General features: G+C 56.5%; 8 protein-coding genes. 6 read left to right on the forward strand and 2 right to left on the reverse strand.

Going from position 1 to position 12,427, the window contains the following annotated elements; translation table 11 throughout:
• Nucleotides 1-355 precede the first annotated feature (355 nt).
• The 5 genes from cdaA to J3U88_RS14540 are packed head-to-tail and all read left to right on the forward strand — an operon-like array spanning nt 356 to nt 5,226.
• Nucleotides 356-1,333: a diadenylate cyclase CdaA gene (gene cdaA, locus J3U88_RS14520; protein WP_207859587.1), complete on the forward strand. Its 978-nt coding sequence runs from the start codon at nt 356-358 to the stop codon at nt 1,331-1,333.
• Between the two features lie 26 nt (nt 1,334-1,359).
• Nucleotides 1,360-2,496, forward strand: coding sequence for a CdaR family protein (locus tag J3U88_RS14525; RefSeq protein WP_207859588.1), 1,137 nt, complete (start codon nt 1,360-1,362; stop codon nt 2,494-2,496).
• A 23-nt stretch (nt 2,497-2,519) separates the two neighbouring features.
• Nucleotides 2,520-3,836 carry a phosphohexomutase domain-containing protein gene (locus J3U88_RS14530; protein WP_207859589.1) on the forward strand — a complete coding sequence of 439 codons (1,317 nt, stop codon included), beginning with the start codon at nt 2,520-2,522 and terminating at the stop codon, nt 3,834-3,836.
• Nucleotides 3,833-4,570, forward strand: coding sequence for a pyridoxine 5'-phosphate synthase (locus J3U88_RS14535; RefSeq protein ID WP_207859590.1), 738 nt, complete (start codon nt 3,833-3,835; stop codon nt 4,568-4,570). The genes J3U88_RS14530 and J3U88_RS14535 overlap by 4 nt, the downstream gene beginning before the upstream one ends.
• Nucleotides 4,571-4,605: 35 nt before the next feature.
• Entirely contained in the window at nt 4,606-5,226 is a 621-nt protein-coding gene (locus tag J3U88_RS14540) for a Maf family protein (RefSeq protein WP_207859591.1), read from the forward strand.
• Between the two features lie 69 nt (nt 5,227-5,295).
• Here the strand turns inward: J3U88_RS14540 and J3U88_RS14545 are convergent, their stop codons facing one another.
• Nucleotides 5,296-7,542, reverse strand: a complete 2,247-nt coding sequence (locus J3U88_RS14545) for an endonuclease I family protein (RefSeq protein WP_207859592.1) — start codon at nt 7,540-7,542, stop codon at nt 5,296-5,298.
• A gap of 1,209 nt (nt 7,543-8,751) precedes the next feature.
• Here J3U88_RS14545 and J3U88_RS14550 point away from each other — a divergent pair.
• Nucleotides 8,752-11,796 carry an outer membrane beta-barrel protein gene (locus J3U88_RS14550; protein ID WP_207859593.1) on the forward strand — a complete coding sequence of 1,015 codons (3,045 nt, stop codon included), beginning with the start codon at nt 8,752-8,754 and terminating at the stop codon, nt 11,794-11,796.
• Between the two features lie 121 nt (nt 11,797-11,917).
• Here J3U88_RS14550 and J3U88_RS14555 read toward each other — a convergent pair whose 3' ends face one another.
• Complete coding sequence (locus J3U88_RS14555) at nt 11,918-12,376, reverse strand: hypothetical protein (RefSeq protein WP_207859594.1); 459 nt, start codon at nt 12,374-12,376, stop codon at nt 11,918-11,920.
• Nucleotides 12,377-12,427 lie beyond the last annotated feature (51 nt).

Raw genomic sequence — 12,427 nt, forward strand, 5'->3', positions numbered from 1 at the left:
CCCCAGGGAGTCGCCGCGTGCACCCTGTTCGGAAAAGATCGCGTATGGGATTGTGGTGGGTGCGCATTCGGCACGACCAAAAATTTTGCCCTCCTTGCAAATTCCTCTACATAAACCCCTCAATCAAACGCACTTTTTTACCGATACAAAGGATGTTTTGGGTCTACTCCCTGAATGCAACAACCGCCGCCGCGCGCCGGCACCGGTTCATGCACTCGAACACACAAGGAATCTGACTGCCGCAACCGGTCGTGTTTAGTCCGGGAACATACCGACGACGGTGGTCGACAGTTACTCAGAAACCGGTGAGGGTCCGCCTCCGCGACGCGGTCCCGAAGCGCAAGGCACCGCCGCTATGATTTCCGATATTTTTCAATTACGACCGCTTCGACCGACCGACATCCTCGACATCCTCATTATTTGGGTCGTCCTCTACAACCTGTTCCGCTTTATCCGCGGTAGCCGCGCCCTGCAAATGGCCTTTGGCTTACTGGCTCTGTTCATGACCCAAATCATCGCGCAACGCTTTAATTTGGTGGTGGTCAGCGAAACCATTGGCAGCCTGTTCAGCATCATTCCCATCGCCATCATCGTGCTGTTCCAAGACGAGGTTCGCCGCGTGTTGGCATCCATCGGCACCTCGCCCTGGGCAAAAGCCAACATGACCGAGTCCACCTACCTCGACCGTATTTTCCAGGCGGTCCACCACTTTTCGCAAAACCGGACCGGTGCCTTAATTGTGTTTGAAGGCCACGACGGCCTCAAAAACTACATGGACAGCGGCACCCAGTTAGACGCCTTGCCCTCCTTTGAATTACTACTCGACATTTTCGAACCGAAATCCCGTTTGCACGACGGCGCGGTCATCGTGTCGGGCTCCCGACTCGCCAGCGCGGGTTGCGTTCTGCCGCTAAGCGCGAACCAAGCATTGCCGCGCACCTTCGGCACCCGTCACCGCGCGGCCATCGGCATCACAGAAGAAACCGACTGCCTGGCCCTGATTGTTTCTGAAGAAACGGGCCGCATTTCCTTTGCCCAAGACGGCGAGATTCACCGTCTCACCGAAAACACCCTCTCGCAAATCTACCAAGTCTACAAAGGCCTGATGTCCTCGGAAGACGAGCAGCGTTCCGAAATTTTGGCCTCGCTGTCGCGCATCAAGCTGCCCAAATCCTGGGAAAGTGTCCCCAAACCGGTCGAAGAAGACGAATTGGAAGAAAACACAAAAAATACGGAACAGACAGGGCGCCGCGGCGGCGGCCGCCGTAAGAAGAACAAGAACCCCAAAGAGATCACCCCGGTTTCCGCCAAAACCTCAACCCAACGCAAATAAACCCGGCCCCGACCAGGAACGAACCAATGGACAAAAATCGCGATTCATCCTTTGCCTCTCGATCCATGCAAAAACTCACCGCCCTGGTGTTGGCACTGGTCATGTGGATCAGTATGTCCGGGCGTCAGGATGAAGCGGCAACCATTACCGCCAAAAATTTCGGGCCGCCGGTACCCCTGCGCACCTTGTCGCCGGACAACATGCGCACCAGCTTGGGCAACTACCAATTCAGCGTCGGATTACGCGGCAAACAGAAAGTCCTCAACGAGCTGAATCCCCAAGATTTGTTGGTGGAACTGGACATGCAGGGCATTGCCGCCGAAGGCAAACACACCATTGCGGTATCGGCCCGGGATGTAAAATTCCCACCCAACATCGACCCGCCCCAGGTCGTGAGCATCGTACCCAACTTTGTCGAGGTCACCTTTACCGAGGTCGTCAGCAAAGAACTGCGCTTGCTCGAAAACATCAAAGGCACACCCGCGGGCGACTACTACATCGAAAGTGTCGAACTCTCCCCCAGTCACCTCACCCTGGAGGGACCCCCCAAACACCTCAACCCACTTCAGTTTTTGACCATCAAAGCGATTGACGTGGAAGGCGCCACCAAGTCGATGAAAGGCACCATCGCCCTCGATCTGCTGCCCAAAGATTCGGTCATCACCGGTGACCTCAGCAATTACACCTACACCATCGTGATCCGCGAACGCACCGAGGTCAAAAATTTTGACCAGCCGTTCCCCATCCAAGTCGTTGGCTCCCCTGATTATGTCGCCGACCCCGGCTCGGTCACCTTGCAAATCAGCGGGCCGGTAAGCGTGGTGAATTGGTTTGAGCCTTCCTGGATTCAGCCGGAAGTCACGGTTAGCCGACCGGCCCAGTCGGCCCCGGATCCGCCCCAAAACGAACAGGGCTCCGACAACGGAGCAGCGGAACCAACGCCGACCGAACCAAGTGACACAGCGGAAGATCCCGGCCTCACCCTGCAAATCACCCATCGCTGGGTCTTGCCCGAAGAAAAAAAGACGGAATCACCGAATTGGTTGAACCGATTGTCACGACTCAAGATAGAATGGCAACCCGAAGACGCTCGTGTCATTTTAAAAGAAGCACCGCCCCCCGAATCCAGCCAAGTTGTTGACGAAACCCAAAACGGGGGGTGATTCAGCCGTGGAGGCCGACCCCCATGATATTCGGGACCGACGGGTTACGCGCCAAGATGGGTGTACACCCGCTAACACAACCAATCATTGAAACCTTAAGCACGGTGCTTAACGCCTGGCTTCATCAAAACACGACCGGGACGCCGGCCACCGTCGTCGTTGGCAGCGATACCCGCGAATCCTGCAGCCAGGTACGCCAATGGATTTGTTCCGCTTTTGATGAGGTCACGCTGATCGATCTCGGCGTGGTTCCGACCCCGGTCGTCGCCTACGAAACCCAGGCACGCGACGCCCAATTGGGCATCATGATCACGGCCAGCCACAACCCGGCCGAGGACAACGGCCTCAAGTTTTTCGACGCACAGGGCCACAAGATTCGCTACGACCAGGCGGTTGCTTGGAGTGAGCGCGTCCTCGACCCGGCAACCCAAATTACCCAGGGTGTTTGCCGGCCGACATCAGCGGAACCCACCTTCTATTTGGATTTTCTCGCCCAACATTTTGGCGCTCTCGAAACCACCCCGCCGATTGCTTTTGATTTGGCCCACGGCGCGGGCTCCGGGTTTTTCGCGTTATTGGCGGACCGCCTCAAACTCAAACCCAAAGCCGTGATCGGCAACCAACCCAACGGCACCAACATCAACGCCGGTTACGGCGCGCTGCACACGGAGAAGCTGGTGCAAGCCGTTGTCGAACATCAATGCCTGGCGGGTTTCGCCCTCGACGGCGACGGTGACCGCTTGATCGTGGTCGACGCGGACGGGCCGCTCCACGGCGACATGGTCCTTTACGCGCTGGGCGAGGTCATGCAAGCCGCGGGTCACCCCATCGAAACGGTGGTCGGCACCATTATGTGCGGCATGGGTTTTGAGCAAGTTCTCGCCGGCGAGGGCAAGACCCTGCTGCGCACCCCGGTCGGCGATCAAAACGTGCTGGCTGAAATGATCGACCGCCGCTTGTTGCTCGGCGGTGAGCCGAGCGGGCACCTAATTCTTGGCGACCTCTTCCCGGCCGGCGACGGTTTGCTGGCGGCGATGCGCCTGATCGCGGCGCTGAAGCACGATCCCGACTTGCTGCGCCGCGCCCGTGCCAAAATCCCGCTGTACCCCGTGTTTGAAAAAGCCTACCGGGTGCAGCGTAAACCGCCCCTGGACAGCGTACCCGCCCTTGCCAAAAGCTTGGACGCGCTCAAAGACGCGGTCGGGAATCAAGGTCGCCTGATCGTGCGGTACTCCGGCACGGAAAACAAGATTCGCGTTTATTTAGAAGCGCAAGACCTGACCCCGTTCAACCCCTATCTGGAAGCATTCATCGAAACCATCGATCAGGAGTTGGCATGAGCGGATATTGTAAACTCATCGTGGGTGTAGACCAGGTCGCCTTGCTGCGCGCCTCCCGCAACGCCCGCGAACCGGACCCGGTGCTGTTCGCCCTCCAGGCTGAATTCGCGGGCGCCGACGGCATTCGTGCCCACCTGCGCATCGACCGACGCCATGTCATTGAGGAGGACATCGAACTCCTCAACCGCCAGGTGAAAACCGAGTTTTACCTCCAGGTTTCCCCGCACCAGGACATCATTCATCTGGTCAACGGCTTGCGCCCCCACAACCTCATCCTCGCCCCGGAGCGCCGCGAGGAGAAGGCCACCGAAAACGGGCTCGACGTGGCGCTGCTCCACCGTGAACTGGCCGCCATCATCCGCAACATCGACGAACGCCAGACCCGCGTGTTCCTCATGGTCGATCCACAACTGGACCAGGTGAAGGCCGCCGCCAAGTTAAAAGTGTTCGGGCTGGCGCTGAACGTGCGTGATCTGGTCGTGGATCAACGTTCGATTGTGTTCCAGAAAAAGTTCGACGCCATTTCGGACGCGGTGCGGTTAACCCGCAAATACGGGATGGACGTCCACCTAATTAACGGCATCGAAGCCAAGGCCATCCCCCACCTGCTCAAGTTGCAGGGTGTAAGTGCCCTTCACATGGGCCACCCTTTGGTCGCGCGTTCCCTGCAAGTCGGCGTCAGCGACGCGGTCCGTTTTTACAACGACCTTATCCGCTCGGCGAGCCCCGGCTAAAATCGCGCCCCTACTTCAACCCATAAGGATGTTTTATGACGCAGACGCCACCCCCGCTGCATCCCGTTGACGCTTGTTACCTCTTGCTCGCCTCGCAATCGCCGCGCCGTTCCCGACTGTTGCAAGAAGCGGGTTACGCCATCACCGTGGTGCCGAGCCACGCGGATGAGGAAGACGCGGTCCCGGAAACCGTCACCGACATTGTGGTCGCCAACGCCCGCATCAAGGGGCGGGCGGTGATCCAAAAACACACCTTCGAAAAGCGCGACAAAGCCACCGTCCTGGTTGCCGCGGACACGCTGGTCGCACAAGGCGCGCGGGTCTACAGCAAACCGGCCGATATCGGCGAGGCCCACCACTTTCTCAACAGCCTCGGCGGCCGTTACCATCAGGTCCACACCGGCGTGTTTTTGTACCATTTTGAAAAGCAGCAAGCGGTTTCGTTTTTTGTCACCTCGCGCGTGCTGATGCGCGGCCTCGACTTCGGCCAACGCCGGGCCCTGTTCCGTGAGGTCAACCCCTTGGATAAAGCCGGCGCCTACGGGTACCAGGATTCGAAATACATCGTGGCCCACCTGGACGGCAGCGAAAGCAACGTCATTGGCTTACCGATGGAACGTTTGGCGGTGGAACTGGCCAAACTGCTCGGCGTTTAACCCGCATTTAATTAAAAAAACCCAGGCACAGGGCCTGGGTTTTTCTGTTTTTACGGATATGCGGGCGTGCTATTGGCAGACACAATCCCCGTTCAGCAAAGAAACGAAATGCAGCACGGTGACCGCGTTCGTCGCCTCGCAGACCTCGTTGTCAACCAAGGTCCAGCTAGGCAGCGAGGGATTGAAGCAAACCGGCGGTTCGGTGCCACACGCGTCATTGAAAATACAATCGGCCCATTCGGGATGGTCGACAAAGGGGTTGCGGTTGCCTTGGTAGCTGTACACCACCTCGTTGCGACGGCGCTCATCCTCGTCAACCGGATCATCCATGTGCCACTGGAGCAACACGGAAAGGCGGCCCATGTAGGCGTCGCCGGTGGTGTTGCTGCCCATGGTTTGAACCAGCGAGAGGTTGTCGGTAAGGATCAGGTTGGGTTCGTTACCGCCGGTCACCACGTGCTGACCACCGTTGTAACGCACATCCAAATACAACAGACTCCGGGCTACGTCGCCCTTGCGCGCGTTCCACACTTGAAAGATATCACTGCCGTTATCGGACCAGTTGGAATCACCGGGGAACCCACCGCCTTGGCCGCCGCGGCCCGCGTTAAATTCGGTCGGCAATTCGTTGCAACCCGCGCTGCAATCGCCAAACGGCGTGTTGCTACGTGACGAGTTGTAGCTCGCGTTGGCGATGCGCAGGTGGTGGGCGTCGGTGTAGGGATAAGCCAACGGGATATTGTCCGTGAACCCATAGGAACTGGGCCAGGTGTGTTCACGGTTGTAGTCATTATTACCGCCGCCGACCTTGGTATAGGTCGCGTTGCGGTAAATGGAAATGACCTGGCTGCTGTTGTCGGGATCCTGATCGGCGTCTTCGAGGATGTCCCAGGTGTCGGTTCCGCCGTCGGTGTAGGGAAAATAAATGTGGTCGTCAATCAAGGCGTTGACCGCATCACGCAAACCGGTTTGACCGAGCGCCGTGCTCAAACCGCGGTAATAGGCGGTTTCGCCAACACGGTTGACCCGGCCAGGGGTGTTGATGGTTTCGCCATCCGTCAGAGAGCCGGGAAAATCGACAAAGCCGTTGCCGTCGAAATCATTCGGCAACCAATCGTTCACGGAATCCGTGTCGGCATAGTAGGGATAACGCGAGGCACCGCCCGGCGCGGTTTGACCACCGCCGAAACCCGCCTCGAGAACAACCTGGGCATAAACCACATCGCCCTGGTTGTGACGCACGGCAACCGCGTCATGGGACGCGGTCCAAACTTCCACATCAACCGTTCCGTCGTTGTCGGTGTCGAGATCGGTATCAACCGCGCCTTGGAAGCCTTCAACGATCATCAAGGTAACCGAACCATCGCTGAACTGTTCGCTGGTGAACTGGGAAGCCCACACCGCGCTGTTGTTGGCCACACCGGGCGTGATCACATTCATGATGTTGCCGGGATCGCCGCCGGTCGCATCGCCGTCAATAATAAGGATGCGGAAGGCGCTGTAATCGGATTCGGCCACACCGAAAATCTCGACAAACTCCATGGTGTCGCTACCCGTGTGGTCCAACACGAACTCGCTGATCACGGGCGCGGGCGGAGGCGGGGGCGGGGGTGCGGTCAACGAGTTAACCAAACCGGGGGTGTTGGCGGCTTCGCCGTCTACCAAGGTGCCGTCTAAGCCGGGTAAACCCGCGCCATGAAAGTCGTTGCGAATCCAGTCGGCCGCGGTGCCGGTCGGATCACCGCTCGGCAAAAAAGAGGCGCCGCCGACCGTGAAGGAAATACCATCGTAATTCTGGAGCAGGGTGAGCACGGCATAACGGGGATCACTGCCGCCGTCATCGACACCCACCGAATCAATGATGTTGGTCCACGGCGTGGTCTCGAAGGTGCCGTCGTCATTGGTATCCAAATCGGTACCGAGCGTACCGCTATAACCTTCGACAAGCAACAAGGCCATGCTGCCGTTGCCAAACTGGTTGGACAAGAAGGAGGTCACAAAGTAACCCTCGGCGTTGGTGGTGCCCATGGTGTGGACCGTGTCGATCCAACCGGCGCCAAGCCCACCCGAATCGGTATCAGCTTCAATTTGGACAATGGTTAAGTGGGAGTAATCGGTATTGGGTTCGCCGAAAATCTCAACGAACTCATAAATATCGTTGCCGGTATGGTTGTTTACGAACTCATTAATACGTTGTCCGAAAAGCGGTGAAAAAGCGGTCAACACCAAACAGGCAAGCACCAGCCGAGCGGAAACCAAAGCCGCGCGGCGGACAGGAAAAAAGGAACGGGTAACGCCTTCTGAACCTGGGAACATCACGTTCTCCTAAGCAATAGAATTGGGACGTAACAGACAGGCGGCAGTGGCACGCGTGAACCCCGGGAAGAATGGGTAAATTGCCGATTGAGTGAAAAATAAACTTCAAAAATACGCATAAAGCATTGATTTAGGGGCGCTTCTGCCGTCATTTTTACGCCGGACGCTCATCATACAGGAAGATCGGTGACAACGTGTGAGATCGGGGTTTTTCTCACTATTTTCTAACATTAACCAAACTTTTTCATGGAGCCCTAACGGAACAGACCTCGCGAACCCCGTCCATCAACCCTTGTTCCCATTGAGGGTTCCCTAACCGGCCGGCGCGGCATGCTGAACCGATCCAAAACCGTTCGAGACCGCGGCGCCCAGGCATTACAACACCCGGCCCACCTGTTTCGGTCCACCGGCGCCTTGCCAGGCGAGACCCATCACCCACCTCTTCCCGACGACAACAGGACGCCCGAAACACGATCCTCCAACCGAGTCACAGGTCATTTTCACAAAACATATTGCATTTCCTGTCGGTTATTATTTTTCACAATGCCACAACAGAAAATCGATCCTTCGGGATCTTCTTTTTACATTTCCATTACCAAAATAAGAACCCATCAATCCAAGACAACCCTCTCCAAAACGCGCACATCAGCCTCGCTCCGCGGCAAAAACTTCATCCCTTCGCGGCATTCTTCCAAGAGAAACAAACTGCAAGCTACTTATTTTAGGTTATTAACAAAAATTCAGACATTTAGGGTGGTGGTCACAACCTGTCGTAAAACGATCTAAGGGAATAGCTCACCCAAGCAATATTTTCGTAAAGGAAAGGCAAACTTTTTCCTTTATTGAACGGTCAACGTCGTGATAAGTTGCAGGCAATATCACATTCGCTTTCCCCCAAGACCAGGTTCTTCTCTTAGGTCGTGAATTATCATCACATGGGAAGCGAAGTGCGTTATTAGGTCGTCCTGCTCGTAGGAACTTCAATCAAAACAAGACGATTAAGGCGTTTTGCACCAAGCGACCCGAACAGAGCTTGGTCACAGTTCGCCGTGGAAGTTTATTGCCTCTACGCAGCATTCTACCTTTCTTGACCTATGTTTCCTTAAACGCGGAAATTCCCAGAGGGTTTCACACAACGTGATTTTCCCATGGTTGTTCGCCCCAAACCAATCTCGATGGGCACCACTTCACACTGTTCAGGAGACGAAAATGAAACGCCTGCTTCTGCATGGGGTTTGTGCACTCGCTTTGCTCGCACTCCCCCTTTTTGCACAGACTACTGGTTCAATTAAAGTTACCGTCAAGGACAAAAGCGGCTCCCCCCTCCCGGGCGCCGTGGTTCTTGCCGAATCACCCGATTTCATCGCCAAACGGAGCGCCACCACCCGCGAGGACGGCAGCGCCACCTTGGTCGCACTCGACCCCGCCGTTTACGATGTCACCGTCACCATGACCGGTTTCCAAACCGCCAAAAACAAAAACGTTCAGGTCAACTCCGGTGAGGTCGCCTCACTGCGCTTTAACTTGGCTGTTGAAAGCGTTGAAGAAGAACTGGTCGTCATCTCCGAGGCGCCCGTCGTCGACGTGACCCAAGCCTTGACCAGCCAGAACATCACCCTCGAACTCACCGAATCACTGCCCACCGGCCGTAGCTACCAGAGCTACCTGCAGTTGGTGCCCGGCGTGTTACCCGACGACTTCTCCAGCACCGGCGGCGGTAACCCCGCTTCTCGTTCCGGTCTGGCCTACCGCGATATCGGCGGCGAAGTCGGCGACAGCCGCGACAACTTCTACTACATCGAGGGCATCAACGTAACCGATCCGGTGACCGGTACCTTTGGCGCCAACCTGAACACCGAAATCATTCAGGAACAAAAGGTTATCACCGGCGGTGTTCCCGCTGAATTCGTCGGCGCGCCCGGCCTGGTTTCCAACGTGATCACCAAATCCGGTGGTAACGAATTCACCGGCAGCCTTAACTACTACCACCAGGACGACAGCTTGGTGGGCGACAACGACAACCGCGGCGACGAAAACTTCTCCACCTTCGACACCGCCTTCACCCTGGGCGGCCCGGTCATCCGCGACAAAATGTGGTTTTTTGCGTCTTACCGTTTGATCGAACGTGAAGACGACGTGGTTACGGAAGACACCGGCGATTTCTTACGCACGGTGACCCGCGACGACAAACAGTTCTTCGGTAAATTGACCTGGCAGGCGACCAACGCCGATAAATTCACCCTGTCCGTGTTCACCGATCCCACCGAACGCGACGGCAGCACCGACCGTACCGTCACCAATGCCCGTAACCGCTCTCGCGACTCCGGCGGTGACCGTTTTATCCTGAACTACCAACACGTATTCAGTAACTCGGTTCTGGAAGCCTCTTACTCCAAACACAACGGCGAAGTTTCCGACTTCTCCGCGGGCCGCGATCCTTCCAACGAGGTGATTTTCCTCGGCGGGAACGATGCCGTTAACGGCGTCGACATCAACGTCGCCAACACCTTGTTCGACCAACAACTGGGCGCCTTCGGTGAGGACATCATCGACGAACGCGACAACGACTCGTTCTCCTTGAGTTACGAAATCTTTGTCGACAGCCCCTTCGGCAACCACACCCTTAAAATCGGTGCCGAATTCGAAGAACACAACAACTACCGCGACCGCTCCTTCATCGGCGGTTCCGAATACACTTCCATCGATTCGCGCAACCTGGCCGCGCTGCAAACGGCGGGTATCCCGCTGACGGCGGGCGCGATCTCCGACCTGAGCTGGACCGACACCCAATTTGACGTATACAACACCAGTGATTTCAATGGTTTGATCAACACCATCAACGCTCGTTCCGACCGCGAATCCTTCTACGCGCTGATGGACACCGACGGCGACGGCGTGATCACCCCGGAAGAAGCGGCATCGGCCATCGTCTTCAGCAGCACCGCGGGTAACCCCAACGGCATGATCAACTACGACCGCACCTTCCAATCAGAAGACGGCGCGCAGGAAACCAAGTCCGAGGGCACCACCTTCTACATTCAGGACACCTGGGACGTCAAAGATTTCCATTTCAACATCGGCATTCGCGCCGAGCGTTGGGAACACTTCGCCACCACCGGCCAAGAGATTTACACCTTTGACTGGGAAATCGCACCCCGCTTGTCCGCCACCTGGGACATCAACGGCGAAGGTCGCCAAAAAGTATCCGCATACTACGGCCGTTACTACGACCCCATCCGCAACAACATGACCAACTTTGCCGGTTCTTTGTCCGGCCGCGTTCGTGAAGAGCAGGTATTCATTAATGATGAATGGTTGACCTACCGTACGCGGGGTGGTCCCCAGGTTCAGGACGCCTTTTTCGCGCCTACCACGGAAACGCCGTACACCGACGAGTTCACCTTGGGGTACGCGTTGGATTTCGGCAACAACATGAGTTTGGAAGTGAACCTGATTAAACGCCAGGTGCGTGACATTCTCGAAGACTACGACCTGAGCCTCTACGCCATCGACACCGAGGGCAACACCGCTTACCCCGGTCCCATCGACGATCCCGACACCTTGTTCCTGGGTCTCGATTACTTCGGTTACGACGAAAACCCCGGCTCCAACTTCGTCATTGCCACGTTGGCCGGCGGCAAGCGCGACTACGAGGGCATGGAAGTGATTTTCCGCAAACGGTTCAGCAACGGCTGGCAGGTATTGTCTTCCTACAACCGCAACGACATGGAAGGCAACACCAACTCCGACTCCAACGCCGACTTCCAGGGTGACGTGATCTGGCTTGATCCCCGTTCGCCCAACCAATTCGGCCGCCAGCCGGGTTTGATCGAAAACCTGTTCAAAGCCGCCGCTTCTTACGAGTGGGACAACGGCCTGCAGGTGGGCGGTTCATTCCGCTGGAACTCCGGTATCTACACCAGCCGCACCCGTTTGGCTTCCCGCCGTCACTTGCCGGTTCTAGCCGACGAAGAAACCACCTACGCGGGCATCACCCGTCGTTGGTTGGAAGAAGGCGCGGTTGGCGCGGTGAAGAACCCCTCGTTCTCCACCCTCGACTTGCGCGCGCAGTACCGTCGCGACTTCGGTCTGATCACGGCCGAATTCTTCCTCGACGTGTTTAACGCGTTGGACGACCAAGACGCGATCCTGTTGCAGGATCTGGTTGCCGGCCAAGGCGCCACCGGTTTCGGCGACGCCAAACTGTTCCAAAACCCGCGCCGCTTCTACCTGGGCATGCGCGCACTGTTCTAGAACGATCCCGGTCGTGCGTCGGCCCACCCACCGGCGCGCGATCCCTCCAGACCCCAAGGCGAAGCCGCACCCCCTTCAAGGGGTGCGGCTTTTCTCTCTAGGAAGGGCCGGTATTACGGGTTCAACGATTGACCTCAAACCTTGGGTCAATCCAATCAATTTGCGCCCCGGTTAAATCCAAATGATCCATAACTTTTCTAACATAATCAGGCTCAAAACGCTCAAAGGAAGCCGAAACGATTTCACAATCGAGATCCACAGATCTAAAGAAATTACAAACAACGCCATCACACGAAGCCTGGCAAAATTCAACCAAGTCAGTCCAGTCCTCCGCAAGTCGGAGCATTTTAATTCCTCGATTCGCGAGTGCAGCGTTAGTCATCTTAAAAGAAAAACAATGAACCGCTTTCTGAAAAAATTGAAACCGATCCCATCGATGCGTGGTGAAAGGTTTTGATTCTTCGGTCGGACAGTTCAACAACAAACGAATATACTCACGAACATCTGAATCTCTTATAAAAAATTCATCGCTACCAAACGGGTACTTTTCCATCAAGATCCCCAGAGATGCAAAAATCACTTGACCTTCTCTATAACTCAACGGGCAAAGTACCGCCCCGGGCCCCGATTT

Source organism: Acanthopleuribacter pedis, from assembly GCF_017377855.1.
Lineage (GTDB): Bacteria > Acidobacteriota > Holophagae > Acanthopleuribacterales > Acanthopleuribacteraceae > Acanthopleuribacter > Acanthopleuribacter pedis.

Coding starts and splice junctions, on each gene's coding strand:
- cdaA (WP_207859587.1), top strand. CDS start 356: ATGATTTCCGATATTTTTCAATTACGACCGCTTCGACCGACCGACATC.
- J3U88_RS14525 (WP_207859588.1), top strand. CDS start 1,360: ATGGACAAAAATCGCGATTCATCCTTTGCCTCTCGATCCATGCAAAAA.
- J3U88_RS14530 (WP_207859589.1), top strand. CDS start 2,520: ATGATATTCGGGACCGACGGGTTACGCGCCAAGATGGGTGTACACCCG.
- J3U88_RS14535 (WP_207859590.1), top strand. CDS start 3,833: ATGAGCGGATATTGTAAACTCATCGTGGGTGTAGACCAGGTCGCCTTG.
- J3U88_RS14540 (WP_207859591.1), top strand. CDS start 4,606: ATGACGCAGACGCCACCCCCGCTGCATCCCGTTGACGCTTGTTACCTC.
- J3U88_RS14545 (WP_207859592.1), bottom strand. CDS start 7,542: ATGTTCCCAGGTTCAGAAGGCGTTACCCGTTCCTTTTTTCCTGTCCGC.
- J3U88_RS14550 (WP_207859593.1), top strand. CDS start 8,752: ATGAAACGCCTGCTTCTGCATGGGGTTTGTGCACTCGCTTTGCTCGCA.